The sequence below is a fragment of the Pseudomonas sp. EA_35y_Pfl2_R5 genome, from assembly GCF_963970805.1.
GTDB lineage: Bacteria > Pseudomonadota > Gammaproteobacteria > Pseudomonadales > Pseudomonadaceae > Aquipseudomonas.
On record NZ_CAXAOW010000003.1, the window covers coordinates 251280 to 274108 of the forward strand.

Sequence of the window (22829 nt, forward strand, 5' to 3'; positions counted from 1 at the left end):
CTCGCTTAACCGGCTAGGTGACGTTTCCCCCGATCCACCGGGAAACCCCTCGGAACTTTCGGTTTTCAACTTCCAACTTTCTGCCTGTGGTATTCCCTTCTATGACTCGTTTGAAAGGCTCAGATCTCCTGGCCCTCGGCTTTATGACGTTTGCGCTGTTTCTGGGCGCCGGTAACATCATCTTTCCGCCCAGCGCCGGCATGGCAGCGGGTGAGAACATCGGCCTGGCGGCATTGGGCTTTCTACTCACGGGCGTCGGTTTGCCGCTGCTAACCATTGTTGCCCTTGCGCGCGTCGGTGGTGGCATGGCGCTGCTCACTGCGCCGCTGGGCAAGCGCGCTGGTGTGCTGTTTGCTGTAGCGGTTTATCTGGCTATCGGCCCGTTATTTGCCACGCCGCGAACGGCGGTGGTGTCGTTCGAAATGGGCGTAGCACCATTCAGCGGTAATAGCAGTACGGCGTTGTTGTTCTATACCCTGGCCTACTTTGCCGCAGTGATGTTCCTGTCCCTCAATCCAGGACAACTGGTTGACCGCATCGGCAAGTACATCACTCCTGTGCTGCTGGCGGCGCTTTTGGTTTTGGGGGGTGCCGCGCTGCTAGTTCCTGCTGGGGAAATCGGGAACGTTGCGCCTGACTACCAGAACACGCCATTTGTGCAGGGTTTCCTACAGGGTTACCTGACCATGGATACCCTCGGTGCGCTGGTGTTTGGCATCGTGATCGCCACTGCGATTCGTGACCATGGTGTGACCGACGGCAAGCTGATTACCCGTTATTCAGTGATTGCCGGCCTGATCGCCGCAGTAGGTCTGTCGCTGGTGTATCTGGCGCTGTTCTACCTTGGCGCGACCAGTCAGGGGATTGCCGGTGAAGCGCAGAATGGCGTGCAAGTTCTTACTGCCTATGTGCAACACACCTTCGGTACTGCCGGCAGCATGCTGCTGGCAGTGGTTATTACCCTGGCCTGCCTGACCACTGCTGTGGGCTTGCTGACTGCCTGTGGTGAGTTCTTCAGCGGCCTGTTGCCGGTTTCCTACCGCACGGTCGTGATCACCTTCGGTGTGTTCAGCCTGCTGGTGGCGAACCAAGGTTTGACTCAGCTGATCAGTTTCTCTATTCCTGTGCTAGTCGGTTTGTATCCGTTGGCCATCGTGCTGGTAGCGCTGAGCCTGCTGGATAATCTGTGGTGTTCACCAGCGCGGGTATTCCGTCCGGTGATGGCCGTAACCTTGGTTTTTGGCCTGGTTGATGGTGTTGCTGCCGCTGGGGGCAAAGCGCTAATTCCAAGCTTCTTCAGTCAATTGCCATTGGCAGACCAGAGCCTCGGTTGGCTATTGCCAGTGCTGCTGACTCTAGCCTTGGCTGTTGTGGTAGATCGCGCGTTGGGTGCCGCGAAAACCGCCGCAGCCTAAGCGCTGCTGATAGCCTCTGCTGTTTTCCCCAGGCCGCTCACTGAGCGGCCTTTTTGTTGGCCAGTTGAAAGCTAGGCCTGTCTATAATCGGCGCAGGTTAACAAGGAGTTTGCATGTCAATCAGTGACCACTACCTGCCACATCTGCTCGCCGCTCTCTGGTTTGTCGTCTGCTGGGCCGGCTACACCCGCTATGCCCAGGCAAAGGGTCGCACCACGCCTTGCCTGGCCAGTGTGCTGCACCTGTATCGTGAAGACTGGATGCGCCGCATGCTGTTGCGCGATAACCGCATCGCCGATGCCAACGTGATCGGCAACCTGGAGCGCAACGCCTCGTTCTTTGCTTCCAGCACGCTGATCATTCTCGCCGGTATTCTCACCGTGCTCGGCGCCTCTGATCGGGCGGTTTCGCTACTGGCCGATCTGCCTTTTGTGCAGGCTGCCAGCCGTGAACTGTCCGAGGTCAAACTGTTGTGCCTGGGGGTGGTGTTCGTTTACGCCTTCTTCACTTTCAGCTGGTGCATGCGTCAGTACAATTTCGCGGCTGTGCTGGTCGGCTCTGCGCCGATGGTGGGTGAGCGGCATGTGACTGAGCAGGAGCGTAAAGCCTTTGCCGAGCGTACTGCGAGGGTGATCTCGATGGCCGCCAACCAGTTCAACCAGGGTTTGCGTGCCTACTACTTCGGCATGGCGACCCTGTCCTGGTTTATCAATCCATGGTTTTTCATGTTGGTCAGTGCGGGTGTGGTATTGGTGTTGTACCGCCGTGAGTTTCATTCTGATGTACTGGAAGTGATGGTCTATACCCAAACCCCGGCATTCGAATCGCCCAAGGAGAAAAGCGAATGAGCATTCCATTTTGGTGCATCTTTATCAGCGCACTACTGATTTTCATCGCCAAGGCCCCGCTGGCCAAGGCCATGGCGAAGGAGGGCGATGGCCACTACGACAACCACCATCCGCGCGCCCAGCAAGCGCGTCTGACGGGCTTTGGCGCGCGCGCTTTGGCTGCGCACCTGAACAGCTTTGAAGCGTTTCCGCTGTTTGCCGTAGGTGTGCTGATGGCCCATGTGACCAGTACCCACGGCGTTCTGGTAGATGTATTAGCCGTGATCTTTGTGGTGGCGCGAGTGTTCTATCTGTTTTTCTACTGGGCTGACCTACATTGGCAGCGCAGTGTGGTCTGGGTGGTTGGGTTGGTGTGCAGCCTGCTGTTGATGCTTACCCCGGCGCTTTGATGGTGCGATAAACAAACAGGCCCGCAGTAAGCGGGCCTGTTTGTTTCAGCTGGAAGGCTTATTGGCCGTCAACAGTATCTTTGACTTCATCGCCAGCATCGCTGATGACATCGGCTGCATCATTGGCAGCGTCTTCGATTTTCTCGCCGGTGGTTGGCTCAGTGCCCATTACTTCATCGGCTTTCTGCTCGATGGCTTCGCCGGTTTCTTCAACGGCATCTCCCATGGACTCGATGGCTTCAGCAGCGGATTCCTTAGCTGACTCTGCTTTGTCTTCTGGGGTTTTCTCGCAAGCTGCAAGGCCGAGCATTGCGGCGAGAAGTAGGGCGTAGGTAAATGGTTTTGGCACGGTTACGTCTCCATGTGTGATGCGGATGATGGCATGTAGCCTCGTCCGTGCTACTTGGAGCGATCAAGCGAAACGAAGTTCCTGGCTGCAAAAAAACAAAGCCCACGGGTAGGCCGTGGGCTAGGCGAATTAGTAACCGTCACTGGTTGGTTTAATTCGTCGGCGCAGGGGGCGGAGTGACTGGGGCCGCTGGGGGCGTATCATCCGCCTCGTACGCTTCCTCTGTCTCCTCGCGGTTTTCTTCAGCGCGCTCCCGAGCGGCTTCAGCCTCTAGTTTGGCTGCCTCTTTTTTGTGCTCGGCCGCGTCGTTCATCGATTCCTGTGCTTCCGATTGTGCCTCGCGTGCGTCCTCGCGAGCATCCTCAGAAGGTTTGTCGCACGCGGCAAGTCCCAATGTGGCGGCTAGCATGAAGGCATAAGCAACTGTTTTCTGCATGATGTTCTCCTTGGAAAAAATGCCATTGCATTTTTTCGAGAGAATCAAGCGCCAATAAGTTCAGTTCGCGTGAGCCGTGCCCAACGTGTCGCTCATGGGTGCTCAGGGTTATCATGCGCGGTTTTACTAGGCATCTCGAGGCTTCATGATGAGCACCAACCCTGTTCTAGAGCGCGCCCAGCGCTTCCTCTCGGTATTGCGCCATTGCCAGGTGCTGGGCCTGCAGGTGCAGGATGCAACCGCCGAGGGCCTGACCTTGCGTTTGCCTTACAGTCCGCAAATCGTTGGTAATCCGGAAACCGGAGTGATCCACGGCGGCGCCATCACCACACTGATGGATACCACCTGCGGCATCTCCACCGTGTGCGTCTTGCCTGAATTTGAGATCTGCCCGACCCTCGACCTGCGCGTCGATTACATGCGCCCGGCCGAGCCGGGCAAGGATGTATTTGGCTTTGCCGAGTGCTACCGGGTAACCGAGAACATCATCTTCACGCGTGGCTACGCCTATCAGGACAACCCCGATGAGCCGATTGCTCATGTGGTCGGTGCGTTTATGCGCATGGGTAAACATGTGCAAAGCGCCAAGTTAGTTACCGCAAGCGCTCAGGGAGGTGGCCAATGAGTACGCTGAATCTCAACCAACTGGTGCGTGAAGCCCATGAGCAGAAGAATTACGACCCGTTGATCAGCCTGATTCCCTACGCCAAATTGCTCGGCATTGAGTGTTTGCGCCTCGGCGATGACATGGTGTTTCGGCTGCCAGCCAACCAAGACAATATCGGCAACCCGACCTTGCCGGCTTTGCACGGTGGAGTGATTGCCGGCTTTATGGAGCATTCGGCGATGCTGCACCTGCTGATGTTCATGGGTATCCCACATTTGCCGAAAATCATCGACTTCTCGATAGATTACCTTCGCGCTGGCCATTATCGTGACACCTTCGTGCAATGCCAGGTTTGGCGGCAGGGTCGTAGGGTCGCAAACGTAGCCATCACCGCCTGGCAAACTAACCAGACCGAGCCGATTGCCACCGCACGGGCGCACTTTAAGGTCGATGAGCCTTGAGGTAAGCCGGGCTGGCGAATAACCACTCGTTTAACCATCGCTAAGGAATATTGAATGGATGCGCTGCTGATCCTGGGTGGCTTGCTGCTGATACTCGCCAGTTTGGTCTGGCTGGTGATGCGAGCCTTTGCTACCAGCCTGCTGTGGGGCTGGGCCAGTTTCTTGCCGCCATTCACCTTGCTGTATGTGTTGCGCCATTGGCGTTCGGCGCGGCCGGCCATAGCGCTGGCTGGCTTGGGGGTCATTCCGCTGGTGGTTGGTCTGACGTTGCTGGCCAGCCATGACGCCCAGCGTCTGGAAGCCATCCTCAGTTTCAAGTGGCTTAAACCAGAGGTGCCAGTGCCCGCCGAGTTGGCCATCAATTTGCGCGGTCAATTGAATGGCCGGCCATTTGCACCGCAACAGGCGGAGCTGCTCAATGGCGTGCTGAGCTTGCGCGAAGGTCAGGATTTCTTCGCCCAGAGCGAGCTGGTGATACGTTTGCCGTCAGTCGAAAAGGGGCCGGTGCGGGTTGATGTGCTGCCTGCTGACAAAGGCATACTGCCGGAGGTTGAAATCAGCTGGTTATTACCTGAGCAGGAATTACCCGAGGCCCGGCGATTGAGTCGTGGTTACACCCTGCATCTGGACCTGCAGCCGGTTGGGCAGAACAAACTGGCCGGTGATTTCCATTTGGTGCTGCCGCCGCAGTTCAAAACCACCTTGAGTGGCGAGCTTGAGCTGTTCAGCAATGGCCTGCGCTATCAGGGCGATAAAGTGGATCGTCAGTTCGACTCGGTCGATACCATCACTCACGTGATTCAGGACTATTTAGAGCGCCGTTTTGCCAGTCGCGATGTGGAACTGCAACCTATCGGCAGCCTGAACTTTCCCTTGCAGAGCCTCGATCTGAACGTCCAGGCGCGGATCAACGGTGAGCTGCAGCAGTTGCCAATCCTTCTGCAGAAACAGGATAAACGTGGCTGGCAGGTCGCGGCCGATAGCTTTCCGCCTTTGCCTAGCACGCTTGCTCCGCCCGTTACCGACGATAAGCCTGCGGCTGTAGCAGCGGTTGTTCCAGAGCGAGTTAGCCGGCCCCTGGATCGCCGCGTGCGTTTCAGTCTCGATGGCCTGCTGCGCAACCCCAGCCGCTATCAGAACCTCAGCATGCGTGCCGCCACCGAGCGTGGAAATAGTGCCGAGGGCCGTTTCCACGGTATTGATCAGGACGGGCGGATTATCTTGCGTCAGCGTATGAGCGGACAAGGCGAAGTCAGTTACAGCCTGCTGCCGGAAGAGATTTCCCGTATCGAGTTGCTTGAGCCCTAAGCCAAGCACTTGAAATCCCGCAACATGCCCCCACCTGTATGACATCCGCCGCACTGCGGCTTCGTCAACAACGTGGAGTAAGAGAGCATGAGTGTGGAAACTCAAAAAGAAACCCTGGGCTTCCAGACCGAGGTGAAGCAGCTGCTTCATCTGATGATCCATTCGCTGTATTCGAACAAGGAAATCTTCCTTCGCGAACTGATTTCCAACGCATCGGATGCCACCGACAAGCTGCGCTTCGAAGCGCTGGCCAAGCCGGAATTGCTCGAGGGCGGCGCTGAGCTGAAAATCCGCGTCAGCTTCGACAAGGACGCCAAGACCGTCACCCTCGAAGACAACGGCATCGGCATGAGCCGTGAAGACGCCATCACCCACCTGGGCACCATTGCCAAGTCTGGCACCGCTGATTTTATGCAGCACCTGACGGGCGACCAGAAGAAGGACTCACACCTGATCGGCCAGTTCGGCGTGGGTTTCTACTCGGCCTTTATTGTCGCCGACAAGGTTGACGTGTTCAGCCGCCGCGCCGGTAGCCCGGCCAGCGAAGGCGTGCATTGGTCGAGCAAGGGCGAGGGCGAGTTCGAAGTTGCCACGGTTGAAAAAGCCGAGCGCGGCACCCGTATTGTCCTGCACTTGAAAGCGGCCGAAGACGAGTTCGCCGATGGTTGGCGTCTGCGCAATATCATCAAGAAGTACTCCGACCATATCGCTCTGCCGATTGAACTGCCTAAGGAGCAAACCGCTGCCGAAGGTGAGGCGGCGCCTGCCGAGGTTGAATGGGAAACCGTCAACCGTGCCAGTGCCCTGTGGACCCGTCCGCGTACCGAGATCAAGGACGAGGAATACCAGGAGTTCTACAAGCACATCGGTCACGATTTCGAGAACCCGCTTTCCTGGAGCCACAACAAGGTCGAAGGCAAGCTGGAATACACTTCACTGCTCTACACCCCGGCCCGGGCGCCGTTCGACCTGTATCAGCGTGAAGCGCCACGCGGCCTGAAACTCTACGTGCAGCGTGTATTCGTCATGGATCAGGCCGAGTCCTTCCTGCCGCTATACCTGCGCTTTATCAAAGGCGTGGTTGACTCCAATGATCTGTCGCTGAACGTCTCCCGTGAAATCCTGCAGAAAGACCCGATCATCGACTCGATGAAGTCGGCGCTGACCAAGCGCGTGCTGGATATGCTGGAAAAGCTGGCGAAGAACGAGCCTGAGCAATACAAGAGCTTCTGGAAGAACTTTGGCCAGGTGCTCAAGGAAGGCCCGGCCGAAGACTTCGCCAACAAGGAGAAGATCGCCGGTCTGCTGCGTTTTGCTTCCACCCGTACCGAAGATGGCGAGCAGAGCGTTGGCCTGGGCGAGTACATCACGCGCATGGCCGAAGGTCAGGACAAGGTCTACTACCTCACCGGCGAGTCCTACGCTCAGGTGAAGAACAGCCCGCATCTGGAAGTGTTCCGCAAGAAAGGCATCGAAGTGCTGCTGCTCACGGACCGTATCGATGAGTGGCTGATGAGCTACCTGACCGAGTTCGACGGAAAACATTTCGTCGACGTCGCCCGTGGCGACCTGGATCTCGGCAAGCTGGATTCAGAAGAAGACAAGAAGGCTCAGGAAGAAGTCGCCAAGGCCAAAGAAGGTCTGGTCGAGCGTCTGAAAACTGCGCTGGGTGAGCAGGTTGCCGAGGTGCGTGTTTCGCACCGCCTGACCGACTCGCCGGCCATTCTCGCCATTGGTGAACAGGACCTGGGCCTGCAGATGCGCCAGATTCTCGAAGCCAGCGGGCAGAAGGTGCCGGACTCCAAGCCTATCTTCGAATTCAACCCGAGCCACCCGCTGATCGAGAAGCTTGATGGCGAGGCGGACGAAGATCGTTTTGCCGACCTCAGTCATATCCTTTTCGATCAAGCTGCTTTGGCCGCAGGGGACAATCTGAAAGATCCGGCCGCTTATGTGCAGCGGCTGAACAAGCTGCTGGTCGAGCTGTCTGCCTGACACGTGCCGTAAACAATTAAGCCCGCGCAAGCGGGCTTTTTTCTTGGCGCAACGCGCACAGGCGCTACTGTTGATGACTACTCATTCAAGAGGGATTTGGGGCGATGAAAAAATCACTTTTACCCTTGGCGCTGGCCGGTTTGGTTGGTGCTGCCGAAGCAGCCGTGGTGGTAAAGCCGGTGCAGTATGAAATTGACGGCGAAGCGTTCGAAGGCTTGGCGGTCTATGACGATGCGTTCACTACGCCGCGTCCGGGCCTGCTGATGGTGCCTAATTGGATGGGCGTTAATGAAAACGCGGCAACCAAGGCCGCGCTGCTGGCTGCTGATAAATACGTCATATTCGTTGCCGACCTGTACGGCAAAGCTATTCGCCCGACTAATGCCGATGAAGCCAAGGTAGCGGCCACGACGGTGCGCAGCGATAGACCGTTGATGCGCAAGCGGGCGCAGGCGGCTGTTGAGGTGCTCAAAGCGCAGGCCGGGCAGGTGGCATTGGATACCGCGCGGCTTGGCGCTATCGGTTTCTGCTTTGGTGGTGGGGCTGTACTGGAACTGGCCCGTTCGGGTGCCGATCTGAAAGGATTTGTGTCATTCCATGGCAACCTCGATACGCCTAATCCGCGTGATGCACAAAACATCAAGGCGCCGGTCCTTGTGCTGCATGGCGCGGATGATCCAGCGGTGCCGCAGGGCCAGGTCGATGGTTTTGTCGCGGAAATGAAAGCGGCGAAAGCCGATTGGCAACTGGTCAGCTATGGCGGTGCCGTGCATTCCTTCACCAACCCAGAGGCTACTGTGCCGGGGCGCAATGAGTACCACCCGCTGGTGGCAGCTCGTGCGTTCAAGGCCATGGATAATCTGTTCGATGAAACCTTTGCCAAATAAACCGTGAACGGGAAGGCCGGATGGCCCTCCCGCATCCGGACTTACATGTTGGGCAGCACGGCAATATCAATGATATTGCCCGGCAGGTCTGCGATCTCACCCAGGGTGGTCGGCTTACCAGTGGCCAGATCCAGGGTATGCAGTGTGGTGCCGGTCAGCAGGTAGGCGGTATTGCCGCCTTTGCCGTCGCTGGCGATGTCCATCGCGGCGTTTTTCAGACCATCGGCGACCATGCCAACCACTTGCTGGATGCCATCATTTGGCGGGTTTTGCAGCATCAGGCTGCTGCTGGCCAGGTCGACGTTGTACAACGACGTCGCCTGGGTGCCGGCATAGGAGTTGGTGTAGGCCCCGGCCACCACTTGTGCACTTTTGCCTGCATAGGCGCCGTCAGCGGCGTAGGCCACTGAACCATCGACCGTTACTTCACCGGTTTCGACATTGACGCGGAAGTTGGTGCCGTCGGCGGCCAGCATGCGCATTTTGTCAGCCACCGGGTTGAAGTCGATGACCGCCTGACCGCTGCCCGGCAGTTGCTTGTTCAGGCTGGCGACCTTGCTGGCTGCGCCAGTGGCCAGGTCCAGGGTGTAGAGCTGATGGTCACTACCCAGCGCATAGAGCATGCCGTTGGCCGGGCGCACATCGATACCGCGCAGCGGGCTTGGGCTGTTGGCTGACATGGTAACGGTGATTTTCTGGCTGGTGCTGTCGATCTTGAACAGCTGACCGTCTGCGCCCAGGGCCAGTAGGGTCGCTGCGCTGGCAGTGCCGGCGGTAAGGCTGAGGGTGGCAGTGGTAACGGCAGCGGTCAGCAGGGTATTGAGCCTGTTCATATGCGTTCTCTCATCTGTGGTTATCCAGCATCGATGCAAGACCGGCCTAGGCCAGCCTTGCAGGTGCCTCGATGAAACACCTGATAGCTATACCCACGAGAGAACGTTTGGATGTCGTCGCCTGAAAATAAATTCAGTTTTTTAGAAATGGCCTCAGTTGACTGAAGCCATTACCGCGCGACCGATATACAGCACCTTGCCGGTTGGCCGATCTTTCGGCGAGCCGCCCGCTGGTTCCAGGGTCAGTTCGAACAGCTGGCCGGGTTGTACTGCGCCAATCTGTTCGGCAGACAGTTGCAGCGGCTTACCCGGTTCGACCAGGCCCAACGAGCGCGGGCCAATGGCTGGATCGACCAGCGTCCAGAACTGCACAGAACGATCGGCCGGAATCTGATCGTCCAGCAATGGTTGCAAACGCAAGCCGCCAGTGCCGTCGACATGCACCACCCAACCTGGCTTGGCTGCTTCACCTGGCGCTTGCAGCACCACGGTGTAGCTGTTGGCGGCAGTATCAGTGCGCCATAGATCAGGCAGCACGGCGATGATCAGGACAAAGGCCAGGGCGGCGCTGGTGAGGCGCCAGGTGGTCAGGCTCTGCCACCAGGCCAGCCAGCTGTCGACGTGGCTGACGGCTGGCGTCAGACCGAGGCTGTCCTGCAGGCGTTGCCATAATTGCGCTGAGGGTGTCTGTGGCGGCAATTGGTCGCTTAACTCAAGAAAGTGCTGCTGCCACTGCAGGGCCATTTGCGCGGCTTCGCTGTCGTGCTCAATCAGCTCGCGCACTTCAGCGGCTTCGGCTTCATCAAGCAGGCCCAGGACGTATTCGCCGATCAATGCTCGGCGTTCGGCAGGTTGCTGCGTAATCATGCTTGCAAACACTCCTGCAGGGCGCGCAAACCTGCGCGAATACGGCCTTTGATGGTGCCCAACGGGATGGTCAGGCGGTTGGCGATTTGTTCATGGGTCAGGCCGCGGTAGAAGGCCAGCAGAATCGGGTGACGGCGGTTGCGTTCGATACTCTGTAGGCAACGGCGCAGTTGCTGCTCTTCACTTTGCTGTTCGAACAGTTCGGCGGCCTGCGGGTTGTCGTCGGCAGCACGCTCGATAAAGTCATCATCCATCTCCACCGTGCGGCCACGGCTGCGCAGCTGGTTCAGCGCGCGGTAGCGCAGGATGCTGTGGATCCAGGCTCGGCCGCTGCCAAGGGCTCGTTGAAAGCGCTGGGCATTGCGCCATATCTGCACAAAGGCATCGTGCACACAGTCCTCAGCCTGATCACGACGGCCGAGCAGGGTGATGGCCAACCCAAGCATTTGTGCGGCCTCCTGTTGGTAGAGCGCCTGGAATGCCCGTTCATTCTGCTGGGCACAGGCTTCCAGATGGCTTTCGTAATCAAACAGCGGCTGCGCCATGCACAGGGTTCCTGAATATATGAGCGTGCCAAGGGTTATACCCGAGCACCTGCGCTTTGGATGTCTCGGGAGTGCAACAAATCTTCTCTGTCAGCGTGGTAGCTCTATTCGCTCGGTCTCCCCCGGCACTGTTGGCCAGTCCTGCGCGGCCCAGCGCTGACGCGCCTGGTCGATCAGTGCCGGGTCGCTGGCAACGAAGTTCCAGTTGATCCGCCGCGGGCCAATCGGCGCGCCGCCAATCAACACCAGGTGGCTCTCGCTGCAGGCGCTAAGGGTGTAGATCTCGCCCTCGGGCAGCACCAACAGGCCACGCAGCGGCAGTTGCTGGTCATCGAGCGTCGCCTCGCCGTCCACTAGGTACAGCGCGCGCTCGGCATGCTCGGCGGGTATCTGCAGTGCGCTGCCTGCGGCCAGTTTGATCTCGGCATAGACCGTTGGCGACAGCACCGGCACGGGGGATTGCAGGCAGAAGCCAGTGCCTGCGATCAGGCAGACGTCCACGCCCATGCTGCTACTGCGTGGCAGGCTGTCGGCGGGATGATGGCTGTAGCGGGGTTCGCCTTGTTCTTCAGCCGTGGGCATGGCCAGCCAGACCTGCAGGCCATGCATGTGTGAGCCGCTTTCCCACAGCGTCTGCGGTGTGCGCTCGACATGTGCCACGGCACGACCGGCGGTCATCCAGCTGACTTCGCCGGGGCTGACCAGTTGATTCGAGCCGAGGCTGTCCTTGTGCTGCAGTTGCCCCTCAAAAAGGTAGGTGAGGGTGGATAGGCCGATATGCGGGTGCTGGTTGATATTCATGCCGCTGCCGGCCGGGTAGGTGTTTTCCAGAATATGGTCGAAGAACACGAACGGCCCAACGCTGCGGCACTTGGCCGAGGGCAGGGGACGCAGGATAGGTTGTCCGCCGAGGTTTTCCGGGCGCGGCTGGATTAGTAGAAAATCGCTCATTACGCGCCCTCGCTTAGCTGAGTGCTGACCTGAACCTCGCTGCTGGTCATCAGCTTGTGAATCGGGCATTTATCGGCGACGCGCAGCAGCTGCTCGCGTTGCGCGTCATCCAGCGCGCCGTGCAGGGTCAGTTCGACATCCAGGCGGTAGATGCCTTGGCGTTCCTGGCGGTCATCGCGGTTGAGCTTTACGTCGAGGCCTTCCAGCGGCAAACCGCGTTGTTTGGCATACAGCGCCAGGGTCAGCGCCTTGCACGCGCCCAGCGCAGCATCGAATAGGTCATGAGGCTCGGGCGCTGAGCCTTCGCCGCCCAGTTCCACCGACACGTCACTGTGCAGGGTGTGCGGACCGATGCTGATGCGCTGCAACAGGCCTTTCTCGTTGCTGATGCTGATCATTTGAGCTCCTTGGGCTGAAACCATAATGCCTTGCGGGTAAATGGCGTTGCTGGGGGTAAGTCGGGGTTGTGCAATTCGATGATGCGCCGCTTATGCAGATTGGCCTGGCGCAATGTGTCGCCATGGTACTGCTCGAACAGGCGTTGAAAACTGCCATCGGCAATCATTGCCTCCAGGCCACGCTTGATGTCGGCGGCCAGATCCGTGCGGTTGCGTGAGATGAAAAAGTAGAACGCTGTCGGGTAATGCAGCAGCAGATGGTTGTCGATGCTCAGTGCCAGCCCACTTTCTGCAGCGCGTGCCTGCTCCTGCCAGGCCACCACCGTTTCGCGGGGAAACAGATCAAAGCGCCCGGCGGCGAGCATCTGAAACAAACCGAGATAATGCTGGCTGGTGACCACATCCAGGCCATTGGCACGCAGGATCGCGGTGTCCGGCCAGTCGTGGCGTTGGCCGAAGCTGAAGCGCTTGAGTTCCTCAAGGCTTTCTACCGAAGCCAGCTGCTCCGCCGCGTTGCTGCGCTGCATCAGCACACGCCAGCCGATCAGGCCGCGGTAGATCGGAATGCGGATCGGCAGCAGGCGCTCTTCACGCTCGCGGGTGGTCATGGTCCACATCACCTGCACGCTTTTGCTGTCGTGCTCGATGGCCAGCAGCGCGCGGCTTTGCGCCATGGGCACAGGTGTGGGTTGCAGCTGGTAGCGTCCAGGAGTGCGTTCCAGCGCCGCCGTCAGCAGCGCCAGGGCATAGGCTTCGGGGTCAATGCCGTCCGAGTGCAGTGGGTAGTTCAACTGTTCTGCCGCATAGGCTGTTGGCAGATTGAAGAGGGCGAGAATCAGCAGTGCCTGCAGGTAGTTTGGCCAGGTACGTTGCCGCTGTGTCGAAGCTGAAGCCATTGCTGCAATCCCGGTTTCTGAACTAGAACTCAGTGTAGTGAGTCAATTGTGCTCACGTCTTCAAGGAGGGTTGAGGTTTGAGGCGACTAGCATTGAGTCTTGCTGTTCTTGCCACTGTTTGCAGCCCGTTGGCGCTGGCCCGTGATTACCGCTTTAGCGATGCTCATCTGCACTATGTCGATTTCTTTCAGGAAAGCGCGGGCATGACCGAGCTGTTCGAGCAGATGGCCGCAGGTAATATCGAACATGTGATGCTCTCGGGTATTCCGGTGGCGAAAAAGTGGCATGAGGACGAACCCAAACGTCCGCGTTACTACGCCGGTGACGATGCCAATGCCTATTGGTACAGCGCTACCGATGTACTGGTGGCGCATGCCTACAAACAGGTGCCCGCCGAACAGCGCAAGCGCCTGCATCCGTTTCTCTCCGGTTTCAACCCGAATGACAAAAATGCCGATGCGCATATTCGCCGCATGCTCGAACTCGACCCTGGTCTGTGGCAAGGCATCGGCGAGATTTTTACCCGGCATGACGACCTCACCGCACTGATCCATGGTGATGCGCCGCGGGCCAATAACGAGGCCCTGGCACGAGTCTTTCATCTGGCCGCCGAGTACGATCTGCCGGTGATGCTGCACTCCAATATCACCTCAAAGCGCGAGCGCAATCCGCTCTACCTGCAGGAAATCGAGGACCCGCTGCGCAACCATCCGCATGTGCGGTTTATCTGGGCGCATGCCGGTACCAGCATGGAAATTCATCGGCATCAGGAGAAACTGGATTTCCTTCTGCCTACGCTGGAACGGATGCTCAAGCAGTACCCCAATCTGTATATCGATCTGTCCTGGACTGTGCTGCAGCCGTACCTGCTTGATGCCAACGGCAAGCCTGATGCAGCTTGGGTGAAATTGGTTAGCAGCTATCCGGCGCGCTTTATGCTCGGCTCCGATGTAGTCGGTCGCTTCACTAGCCTGTCGGACTATATGAGCGGTTTTAAGCCGTTTCTCGACGCCTTGCCTGAGGAGGTTGCGCATCAGGTGGCACGCGATAACTTCCTCGCGGTGCTGCCGCGCCGAGTGCAGGCCGAATTGACGGAGTAGGGCTGTCATTGCTCTGTCACACGGGTGTCATAGGCTCGCGCCATCTAAAAAAAGGAGCGCGACATGCAATACACCCGTTTTAGTGCCTTGGCCGCACTTGTGTTGACCAGCAGCCTGGTACAGGCCGAAGTCCGGGTAGAAGGCCCGGTCGAGTACGGCGTTTTCGTCAGTGATTACCAGGACTTCCAGGAAGGCGAGCGGGTCTTGACCCGTAGCAATCAGCAAATTGAGCAGGGCGAGGTGATTCCCGCCAAGCTCGGCACCAAATTCGGCCTGCGCTACAGCTTGGCCGGCAAGATGGCTGATGATTCGCCACTGACATTGCTGTATCTAACTCCGGGAGTCATCACCCCGCAAGGCACGCGTCACGATAAATTCGTGGTGACGCAAAAACTGGTCGCCGGTGCACCGCAGGATGTCATGGCTTTCGAGTTCACCGAAGCGCATGAAGTGGTGACGGGTGAGTGGCGCTTTTTGGTATTTCAGGACGATCGCAAGTTGCTGGAGCAGCGCTTTATCGTGCGCTGACTTATTCGCAATGGTCCAAACAAACCCGAGCTCTGGGTCGAGCATGTATCAAAAACGTAAAGGACGACCATCATGACCCTCTGAGATGGCAATATTGCGCCCAGAGCATCGCTCGGCTTTTAAATTAGAACCGCTTAGCGCAATAAAAAGGCCACCCCGAGGGGTGGCCTTTTTATGTGGCAAACAAACGGCTGGACTTATTTGCCAGCCCAGCGCTTGAGTACCAGAGTGGCGTTGGTGCCGCCGAAGCCAAAGCTGTTGCTCATCACCGTGTCGAGCTTGGCGTTTTCGACGGTACTGCGCTGGATCGGCAGGTCGGCGATTTCCGGGTCGACTTCGTCGATGTTGACCGAGCCGGCGATGAAATTGCCTTCCATCATCAGCATGCAGTAGATCGCTTCCTGCACGCCGGCGGCGCCCAGGGAGTGACCGGACAGGCTCTTGGTCGAACTGATGGCGGGCGCCTTGTCGCCGAACACTTCACGCACCGCGCGGCTTTCCGCGACGTCGCCGACCGGGGTCGAGGTGCCGTGGGTGTTCAGGTAGTCGATTGGCGTATCGACGGTAGCCAGGGCCTGCTGCATGCAGCGTACAGCGCCTTCACCGCTTGGCGCGACCATGTCGTAGCCATCGGAGGTGGCGCCATAGCCGACGACTTCTGCATAGATCTTGGCACCACGCTTGAGGGCGTGCTCCAGCTCTTCGACCACCACCATGCCGCCGCCGCCAGCGATAACGAAACCGTCACGCTTGGCGTCGTAGGCACGGGAGGCCTTTTCCGGGGTTTCGTTGTACTGGGTGGAGAGGGCGCCCATGGCGTCGAACAGGAAGCTCTGGCTCCAATGTTCTTCTTCGCCGCCGCCGGCAAACACCACGTCCTGCTTGCCCAGCTGGATCTGCTCCATGGCATTGCCGATGCAATGGGCGCTGGTGGCGCAGGCCGATGAGATCGAGTAGTTCACGCCCTTGATCTTGAACGGCGTAGCCAGGCAGGCGGAAACGGTGCTACCCATGGTGCGCGGCACGCGGTATGGACCCACACGCTTGACGCCTTTCTCGCGCAGGATGTCCATGGCCTCCATCTGGTTGAAGGTCGATGCACCGCCGGAGCCTGCGATCAAACCTACCCGAGGGTTGGAGATGTCTTCTGCGCTGAGGCCCGAGTCCTTGATCGCCTGCTCCATGGACAGGTAGGCAAATGCCGCAGCATCGCCCATAAAGCGATAGACCTTGCGATCAATCAGCTCTTCCAGGTTGAGCTCAACCGAGCCGGATACCTGGCTGCGCAGGCCCATTTCGGCATAGGCAGGGTTGAAACGGATGCCTGACTTGCCAGCACGCAGGCTGGCAGAGACGGTGGCTTTGTCATTGCCTAGGCAGGAAACGATGCCCAGGCCGGTAATCACGACGCGACGCATGCAGAGAGTCCTTTAGAAATTGTCGGTAGAGGTGAACAGGCCAACCCGCAGGCCTTCGGCACTGTAGATTTCGCGGCCATCAACGCTGACGGTGCCATCGGCAATAGCCAGGACCAGGGAGCGGGCGATGGTGCGTTTGATATGGATGTTGTAGGTGACTTTCTTGGCGGTCGGCAGCACTTGGCCGAAAAATTTCACTTCGCCCGAACCGAGGGCGCGGCCGCGGCCTGGGTTACCCTGCCAGCCGAGGTGGAAACCCACCAGCTGCCACATGGCATCAAGGCCCAGGCAGCCTGGCATTACCGGGTCGCCTTCGAAATGGCAGGCGAAGAACCACAGGTCAGGGGTGATATCGAGCTCGGCGACTATTTCGCCCTTGCCGTACTTGCCGCCGGTGTCGCTGATGTGGGTGATGCGATCGATCATCAGCATGTTCGGCGCGGGCAGTTGCGCATTACCTGGGCCGAATAGTTCGCCGCGACCGCAAGCGAGCAGTTCTTCCCGGGTGAAGGCGTTTTGTTTGGTCATGCGAGCTCCTCAATATGTCCCATGCGCCAAGGCTGGGCGAATCGTCCTGGCTGGCGGCGCAGCCTCTGCGCCTGCCAACAGCCTAGTCATAGACTGTTGCGTTGTGGTGAAAGTCACAGCCTTGTGAGTACAGTTGTACTCTGCTCTTGTTGGCCTGTCATAGGTCTATGGCTCTAGCCTGCAGCAGTTGAGCCTTCTTGACTACCCGTCGAAGGTCGAGGGGGGAGCCAGCGTTGCAGGATTCGCTGCAAATCTGCCCGTTTGAAGGGTTTTGCCAGGTAGTCATTCATACCCGATTGCAGGCAGGCCTCGCGGTCGCCCTGCAGGGCATTGGCGGTCAGGGCGATGATCGGCAACTCGGCGCAGCCTGGTAGGCGGCGGATCTGCCGAGTGGCCTCGTAACCATCCATGATCGGCAGGCGGCAATCCATCAGAATCGCTGAATAATGCTGCTGGCTAACCTGGTGCACCGCCTGGGCGCCATCGCCTACCAGGCTGACCTGATAGCCCAGGCTGCGCAGCATGGCTTCGATCACGGTTTGGTTGACCGGGTTGTCTTCGACTAACAGCACCGGCTGACCGTTGCCCTGATCAGCCGGCAGCGGTGTATCGCTGACAGCCGGGACGACTTGCTGGGAAAACGGTAGTGGCACTTCTAGGGTAAATACCGAGCCCTGGCCTTCTTGGCTGACTGCACGCAGGGTGCCACCCATGCGTTCGGCTAGGGTGCGGGCAATCGGCAAACCCAGCCCGGTGCCGCCGTAACGTCTTGAAATAGAAGTGTCGGCTTGCTGGAAAGCATCGAACATATGTTCCAGGCGCTGGGGAGAGATACCGATGCCGCTGTCGTGTACCGCGCAGCTGAACCATAGCACCTGGTTGTCCAGCGCCTGCCAGGTGCTGTGTACACGGATGCTGCCGGTTTCGGTAAATTTCAGGGCGTTGCCGATGAGGTTGACCAGAATCTGCCGAATCCGCGTCGGGTCGCCCTGCACCTGTAGCTGCTCCAGCCCGCTCTGTGTCTCCAAGAGTAATTGCAGGCCACGCTGCTGGGCGCTGTGCTGGAACACCTGAATCGAGCTCTGCAGCAGGTCGAGCAGGCTGAAAGGGATGCGCTCCAGTTCCAGCGCGCCGCGTTCGATGCGCGAGAAATCGAGAATATCGTTGATGACTTTCAACAGGTGCTCGGTGGACTCGGTGGCCAGCGCGGCGTATTCCGCCTGCTCCTGGGTCATCTCCGTGGTTTCTAGCAACTGCAGCATGCCCAGTACGCCATTCATCGGTGTGCGTAACTCGTGGCTCATCATCGCCAGGAAATCAGATTTGGCGCGATTGGCCAGCTCCGACTGCTCGCGTGCCTTAATCAGCAGGGTCATGGCCCGCTGCTGCTCTTCACTGGCGCTGGCCAGGCCGTGGGCGAGGTTGTTGATATGCCGCGCCAGGGCCTGTAACTCCCCTTCACCGACTTCGGGCAGGGTGGTCTGATAATTGCCGGCCTGAATCGCGCTAACCGCTTCGCCCATGGCGCTAAGCGGTTGTGACAGATGGCGGGCCAGGCGGCGCGCTAGAAGAAAAGTCAGCACCAGGGCAAACAGGGCGATTAGGGTGGCCTTGAAGAGGATTTCCTGTTGGCGGGTGTTGAAGGCATCGTTGGACATACCCACGACGACATAACCCAGGTAGTCATCGCTGAGCGTCCGCTGACTAGGGTCGTTTAGCGCCGCGCGTTGCCGGTGGATCGGCGCCTGGAACACCTCGACCAGGCTACTGGCGTGGCCGCTGCCGGGCGTCTGTTCGACGTAGACGAGAATCTTGCCGGTGTGGTCGCGTACTTCAAGAAAGCGCACATGGGGGGTCTTCAGCGTGGCTTGCAGCAAAGCGTCTAGCACGTCGAGGTTGCCGGAAATCACGCCGTAGGTGCTAGCCGGCGCCAACTGGCTGGCGATCAGTTGACCGTAGTGATTGAGTTCCTGACGCAGGTCCTGCAAGCGGGCAAAGGTGAAGAATCCGGTAAGCAGCAGGGTCAGCAGCAGTGCGGGGCCGACACTGATCAGTTGTGTACGGGTATGGATATTCCAGCCTCGGCGCAGGATCATTGGGCCACTCGGCTGCAGCGCAGACCTTGCGAGCACTGGATAACTGGCCGATTTTTAGCGACCTCAGGGTGAAGCCGGGCTTGGGTGCTATAGATCACGCCACAACCTTGTTTGCGTTTGAAAGGCTGCATGTTAACTGAGCTGCCTGGCTTTGCCAGTGCCAGGCAACCTGCTAAAAGCTGGCTGCATACGGGTGTCGCCGTATAATGCGAGCGATTCGCCACTTTCAATGGTTTACCACGGATACGTTATGACTGATCAGCAACCCATCGCAGTGCTCGGCGGCGGTAGCTTCGGCACTGCGATTGCTAATTTGCTGGCCGAAAATGGCCAACAGGTTCTGCACTGGATGCGCGACCCGCAACAGGCCCAGGCGATTCGGCTGACCCGTGAGAATCCGCGTTACCTCAAAGGCATCAAGATTCATCCAGGCGTTGACCCGGTAACCGATCTGAGTGCGACCTTGAATGCCTGCCAGCTTATTTTCGTAGCCTTGCCCTCCAGCGCGCTGCGCCAGGCGTTGCAGCCGGTGGCTGAGCTGTTGAGCGGTAAATTGCTGGTGAGCACCACCAAGGGTATTGAGGCGCAGAGTTTTCTGCTAATGAGCCAGATTCTCGAAGACATCGCCCCGCAGGCGCGCATTGGCGTGCTCTCTGGGCCGAACTTGGCGCGTGAAGTGGCCGAGCATGCGCTGACGGCTTCGGTTGTTGCCAGCGAGGATGAGGAGCTTTGCCAGCAAGTGCAGGCGGCTCTACATGGCCGCACCTTCCGTGTATACGCCAGTGGCGACCGCTTTGGCGTTGAGCTTGGTGGCGCACTGAAGAACGTCTACGCGATCATCGCCGGTATGGCGGCGGCTATGGGCATGGGCGAGAACACCAAAAGCATGCTGATTACCCGCGCGCTGGCGGAGATGACCCGTTTTGCGGTCAAGCTGGGTGCCAACCCCATGACCTTCCTCGGTCTGGCCGGGGTGGGTGATCTGATCGTCACCTGCTCTTCGGCGAAAAGCCGCAATTACCAAGTCGGCTTTGCCCTCGGCGAGGGCCTGAGTCTGGACGATGCTGTAGCGCGTTTGGGCGAAGTGGCGGAAGGGGTGAACACCATCAAGGTACTGAAGTCCAAGGCCGAGGAGTTAGAGGTGTACATGCCCTTGGTGGCCGGCCTGCACGCGATCGTGTTTGAGGGCCGTACGTTGGATCAGGTGATTGGCGCCTTGATGAATGCAGAACCGAAGACCGACGTCGACTTTATCCCCACCACCGGTTTCTGAGTTTTATCTTTCTAGACCCTGCAAGGAGATGAGCATGAGTGATGACAATCAGGAACTGCAGCGCGAATCCATTCTGCTGCGCATCCTCTGGATGGTGATCTTCACCATCGTCTGGCAACTGGCGGAAATCCTCCTGGGCGCTGTGGTGTTGCTGCAGCTGGGTTACCGCCTGTTCTATGGCGCGCCGAATGCCGGCCTGCTGGGCTTTGGTGACAGCCTGAGCCAGTACCTGGCGCAGATCGGCCGCTTTGGCACCTTCAATAGTGATGAGAAACCCTGGCCGTTCGCCGACTGGCCAACCGCGCAAGCACCACTAGGTGAAACCCCGCACAGCATTCCGCCAGCCGCCCATCCGGTGCGTGACGAAGAGCCGAAGCTTTGACTGGTCGGTTGATGGAGGCAGGGCGGTGAAGCTGTGGCTGCTGCGCCACGGTGAAGCCGAACCGACTGCACGCACTGATGCCGGACGCAACCTGACTGACTATGGCCGTCAGCAAGTGCGCGAGGCCGCTGCACAGCTGCAGGGGCGGCCTTTGCGTGCGGTGCTTGTCAGCCCCTATGTGCGCGCTCAGCAAACGGCAGATCTGGTTTGTGAGGTGCTGGCGTTTTCCGGTATCCGGCAGACCGTGCCCTGGCTGACGCCTGAAAGTGATCTGCGCCAAACGCTGCGGGAACTGGATGGCTATGCCTTTGACGAGATGTTGCTGGTCACCCATCAGCCGTTGGTGGGGGCTTTGGCGGGCATGTTGATCCATGGCCATCGTCAGCAGCCGCTGCCGATGAGCACCGCCAGTCTGGCGTTGCTGGAAGGCGACGAACTGGCTGCGGGGCTGATGCAGTTGTCCGCTCATATACATCCGGTGCGCGCATAAGGCATTACTACACACCGAAACATTTCTCCTCTTGCGGGTCGCCTTTGTGCGTGGAATAGTCAAACCAAGCAATTGCTTGGTTGGCTCCACAAAAACAACAAAGGAGGAAGCCCTGTGGCTGATGCATTCCGTTTGCCGCTTGAGGTGTTTTATGAGCGCGAGGCTCGACACCCGAATAAACGCTACATGGTGCAGCCGCTGCCGGGCGGCCAGCTGCAGGAACTGAGCTGGGCCGATGTTGGTGAGCAAGCCCGGCGGGCCGCCAACTGGCTGCGTAGCCGCGAACTGCCTCAGGGCAGCCGCATTGCGATCATTTCCAAGAATTGCGCGCACTGGATCGTCACCGACCTGGCGATCTGGATGGCCGGGCATGTCTCCGTGCCGCTCTATCCCAACCTTACCGCCGAGTCAGTCGGCCAGGTGCTGCACCACTCCGAGGCCGCTCTGGTGTTTGTCGGCAAGCTGGATGATTGGCCGGCCATGGCGCCTGGGGTACCGCAGGATATGCCGACCATTGGCCTGCCGCTGCGCCCGCAAGGCGAGTTCAGCTTTACCTGGGAGGATCTGCAGGCCTGCACGCCGATTCAGGACAACCCCAAGGCGGCCGCCGATCAGCTCGCCACCATCATCTACACCTCCGGCACCACCGGCACGCCGAAAGGCGTGATGCATCACTTCAGTAACTTCGGCTTTGCCGCCAGCCACGCCACCGAACTGTTTGGCGTTGGCGAGAATGATCGGGTGCTGTCCTACCTGCCGCTGTGCCATGTGGCCGAGCGCATGTTTGTCGAACTGGCGTCGATCTACGCCGGGCAGACGATTTTCTTCGCCGAGAGCCTGGATACCTTCCTCGAAGACCTCAAGCGTGCGCGGCCGACGGTAATGTTCGGCGTGCCGCGCATCTGGACCAAGTTTCAGATGGGCGTCTACAGCAAGATGCCGGCCGAGAAACTGGATTTCCTGCTCAAGCTGCCGATCATCGGCCGCATCGTCGGCAAAAAAGTGCTGGTCGGCCTGGGCCTGGATGCCGTGCGCTACGCACTGTCTGGTGCGGCGCCGGTGCCTGAAGCATTGCTCAACTGGTACAAGCGCCTGGGCCTGGATGTGCTTGAGGTCTATGGCATGACCGAGAACTGTGGTTACTCGCATGTGTGCCGGCCAGGAAAGTTCAAACAGGGCTGGATCGGCCAGAGCAGTCCCGGCGTCGAGGTGCGCATCGCCGAGGATGGCGAAGTGCAGGTGCGCAGCGGTGCGACCATGCAGGGTTACTACAAGGACCCGGAAAAAACGGCAGAAACCATCACCCCAGATGGCTTCCTGCGCACCGGCGACAAGGGTGAGCAGGATGCCGAGGGCAACCTGCGCCTGACCGGGCGGATCAAGGAAATCTTCAAAACCAGCAAAGGCAAATACGTCGCGCCGGCACCGATTGAGAACCGTCTGGGCGAGCACTCGCGCATCGAGCAGGTGTGTGTGGTCGGCGATGGCATGGCTCAGCCGATGGCGCTTTGCGTGCTTTCTGATGTAGGCCGCAGCGAAGCCCTCAACGGCGCGCGCGGTGAGTTGGAAAACAGCCTGAAAAAACTGCTGGAAGAGGTTAATCAGAATCTCGACAAGCATGAGCGCCTGCAAAGCCTGGTGCTGGTCAAAGAGGTGTGGGCGGTGGATAACGGCTTCCTCACCCCTACACTGAAGATCAAACGCGCGGTGGTTGAAGGCACCTATGGTGAACGCTTCGACGAGTGGACCACCCGCAGCGAAGCGGTGCTCTGGCACGAGTGATCAGGCATGTGGCCGGTATGCCTGTATGCCGGCCATGTTCTGGCTGA

25 protein-coding genes are annotated in these 22829 nt (G+C 59.0%); 14 read left to right on the forward strand and 11 right to left on the reverse strand.

Annotated features, from left to right (window positions below):
- Positions 1-101: 101 nt before the first annotated feature.
- From brnQ to AACX99_RS08355, 3 genes are all read left to right on the forward strand, one after another.
- Positions 102-1415: a branched-chain amino acid transport system II carrier protein gene (brnQ, locus tag AACX99_RS08345; protein ID WP_339410933.1), complete on the forward strand. Its 1314-nt coding sequence runs from the start codon at positions 102-104 to the stop codon at positions 1413-1415.
- 113 nt (positions 1416-1528) lie between these two features.
- Entirely contained in the window at positions 1529-2263 is a 735-nt protein-coding gene (locus tag AACX99_RS08350; protein WP_339410935.1) for a DUF599 domain-containing protein, read from the forward strand.
- Positions 2260-2652 (forward strand): MAPEG family protein, encoded by a 393-nt coding sequence (locus AACX99_RS08355; RefSeq protein WP_339410936.1) that lies wholly within the window; start codon positions 2260-2262, stop codon positions 2650-2652. The genes AACX99_RS08350 and AACX99_RS08355 overlap by 4 nt, the downstream gene beginning before the upstream one ends.
- A 58-nt stretch (positions 2653-2710) precedes the next feature.
- On the opposite strand, the gene AACX99_RS08360 is transcribed toward AACX99_RS08355, so the two are convergent.
- Positions 2711-3001 (reverse strand): hypothetical protein, encoded by a 291-nt coding sequence (locus tag AACX99_RS08360; RefSeq protein ID WP_339410937.1) that lies wholly within the window; start codon positions 2999-3001, stop codon positions 2711-2713.
- Positions 3002-3152: 151 nt separating this feature from the next.
- A complete protein-coding gene (locus tag AACX99_RS08365) occupies positions 3153-3437 on the reverse strand; it encodes a hypothetical protein (protein WP_339410939.1) in 285 nt (94 codons plus the stop codon).
- A gap of 148 nt (positions 3438-3585) precedes the next feature.
- On the opposite strand from AACX99_RS08365, the gene AACX99_RS08370 reads away from it, so the two are divergent.
- From AACX99_RS08370 to AACX99_RS08390, 5 genes are all read left to right on the forward strand, one after another.
- On the forward strand, positions 3586-4062 hold the full coding sequence (locus AACX99_RS08370) for a PaaI family thioesterase (RefSeq protein WP_339410940.1): 477 nt from the start codon (positions 3586-3588) through the stop codon (positions 4060-4062).
- Positions 4059-4505 (forward strand): PaaI family thioesterase, encoded by a 447-nt coding sequence (locus AACX99_RS08375; protein ID WP_339410941.1) that lies wholly within the window; start codon positions 4059-4061, stop codon positions 4503-4505. The genes AACX99_RS08370 and AACX99_RS08375 overlap by 4 nt, the downstream gene beginning before the upstream one ends.
- Before the next feature lie 54 nt (positions 4506-4559).
- Entirely contained in the window at positions 4560-5813 is a 1254-nt protein-coding gene (locus tag AACX99_RS08380; protein WP_339410942.1) for an MFS transporter, read from the forward strand.
- An 87-nt stretch (positions 5814-5900) separates the two neighbouring features.
- Complete coding sequence (htpG, locus tag AACX99_RS08385; RefSeq protein ID WP_339410944.1) at positions 5901-7808, forward strand: molecular chaperone HtpG; 1908 nt, start codon at positions 5901-5903, stop codon at positions 7806-7808.
- 104 nt (positions 7809-7912) lie between these two features.
- Entirely contained in the window at positions 7913-8695 is a 783-nt protein-coding gene (locus AACX99_RS08390) for a dienelactone hydrolase family protein (RefSeq protein WP_339410945.1), read from the forward strand.
- Between the two features lie 41 nt (positions 8696-8736).
- Here the strand turns inward: AACX99_RS08390 and AACX99_RS08395 are convergent, their stop codons facing one another.
- The 6 genes from AACX99_RS08395 to AACX99_RS08420 all read right to left on the reverse strand — a co-directional run bounded on the left by AACX99_RS08395 (position 8737) and on the right by AACX99_RS08420 (position 13185).
- Positions 8737-9528, reverse strand: coding sequence for a DUF4394 domain-containing protein (locus tag AACX99_RS08395; RefSeq protein ID WP_339410946.1), 792 nt, complete (start codon positions 9526-9528; stop codon positions 8737-8739).
- 153 nt (positions 9529-9681) lie between these two features.
- Entirely contained in the window at positions 9682-10395 is a 714-nt protein-coding gene (locus tag AACX99_RS08400; protein ID WP_339410948.1) for an anti-sigma factor, read from the reverse strand.
- The gene (locus AACX99_RS08405) at positions 10392-10940 is read right to left on the reverse strand and encodes a sigma-70 family RNA polymerase sigma factor (protein WP_339410950.1); all 549 of its coding nucleotides are present in this window, start codon (positions 10938-10940) and stop codon (positions 10392-10394) included. Before AACX99_RS08405 ends, AACX99_RS08400 begins: the two co-directional genes overlap by 4 nt.
- Positions 10941-11030: 90 nt before the next feature.
- On the reverse strand, positions 11031-11891 hold the full coding sequence (locus AACX99_RS08410; RefSeq protein ID WP_339410952.1) for a pirin family protein: 861 nt from the start codon (positions 11889-11891) through the stop codon (positions 11031-11033).
- Complete coding sequence (locus AACX99_RS08415) at positions 11891-12289, reverse strand: OsmC family protein (protein WP_339410954.1); 399 nt, start codon at positions 12287-12289, stop codon at positions 11891-11893. The genes AACX99_RS08410 and AACX99_RS08415 overlap by 1 nt, the downstream gene beginning before the upstream one ends.
- Entirely contained in the window at positions 12286-13185 is a 900-nt protein-coding gene (locus tag AACX99_RS08420; RefSeq protein WP_339410956.1) for a substrate-binding periplasmic protein, read from the reverse strand. The genes AACX99_RS08415 and AACX99_RS08420 overlap by 4 nt, the downstream gene beginning before the upstream one ends.
- 77 nt (positions 13186-13262) lie before the next feature.
- Here AACX99_RS08420 and AACX99_RS08425 point away from each other — a divergent pair, with 77 nt between their 5' ends.
- A complete protein-coding gene (locus AACX99_RS08425; protein WP_339410958.1) occupies positions 13263-14285 on the forward strand; it encodes an amidohydrolase family protein in 1023 nt (340 codons plus the stop codon).
- 63 nt (positions 14286-14348) lie between these two features.
- Entirely contained in the window at positions 14349-14813 is a 465-nt protein-coding gene (locus AACX99_RS08430) for a DUF3859 domain-containing protein (protein WP_339410959.1), read from the forward strand.
- 197 nt (positions 14814-15010) lie between these two features.
- On the opposite strand, the gene fabB is transcribed toward AACX99_RS08430, so the two are convergent.
- The 3 genes from fabB to AACX99_RS08445 all read right to left on the reverse strand — a co-directional run bounded on the left by fabB (position 15011) and on the right by AACX99_RS08445 (position 18855).
- Positions 15011-16231: a beta-ketoacyl-ACP synthase I gene (fabB, locus tag AACX99_RS08435; RefSeq protein ID WP_339410960.1), complete on the reverse strand. Its 1221-nt coding sequence runs from the start codon at positions 16229-16231 to the stop codon at positions 15011-15013.
- Positions 16232-16243: 12 nt separating this feature from the next.
- Positions 16244-16759, reverse strand: coding sequence for a 3-hydroxyacyl-[acyl-carrier-protein] dehydratase FabA (fabA, locus tag AACX99_RS08440; protein ID WP_304867185.1), 516 nt, complete (start codon positions 16757-16759; stop codon positions 16244-16246).
- A gap of 173 nt (positions 16760-16932) precedes the next feature.
- Positions 16933-18855: a response regulator gene (locus tag AACX99_RS08445; protein WP_339410961.1), complete on the reverse strand. Its 1923-nt coding sequence runs from the start codon at positions 18853-18855 to the stop codon at positions 16933-16935.
- 250 nt (positions 18856-19105) lie between these two features.
- Here AACX99_RS08445 and AACX99_RS08450 point away from each other — a divergent pair, with 250 nt between their 5' ends.
- The 4 genes from AACX99_RS08450 to AACX99_RS08465 all read left to right on the forward strand — a co-directional run bounded on the left by AACX99_RS08450 (position 19106) and on the right by AACX99_RS08465 (position 22782).
- Positions 19106-20128, forward strand: a complete 1023-nt coding sequence (locus AACX99_RS08450) for an NAD(P)H-dependent glycerol-3-phosphate dehydrogenase (protein WP_339410963.1) — start codon at positions 19106-19108, stop codon at positions 20126-20128.
- A gap of 34 nt (positions 20129-20162) precedes the next feature.
- The gene (locus AACX99_RS08455; protein WP_339410964.1) at positions 20163-20510 is read left to right on the forward strand and encodes a DUF4389 domain-containing protein; all 348 of its coding nucleotides are present in this window, start codon (positions 20163-20165) and stop codon (positions 20508-20510) included.
- Positions 20511-20535: 25 nt separating this feature from the next.
- Complete coding sequence (gene sixA, locus AACX99_RS08460) at positions 20536-21000, forward strand: phosphohistidine phosphatase SixA (protein ID WP_339410965.1); 465 nt, start codon at positions 20536-20538, stop codon at positions 20998-21000.
- A 114-nt stretch (positions 21001-21114) separates the two neighbouring features.
- On the forward strand, positions 21115-22782 hold the full coding sequence (locus AACX99_RS08465; RefSeq protein ID WP_339410967.1) for an AMP-binding protein: 1668 nt from the start codon (positions 21115-21117) through the stop codon (positions 22780-22782).
- Positions 22783-22829: the final 47 nt, after the last annotated feature.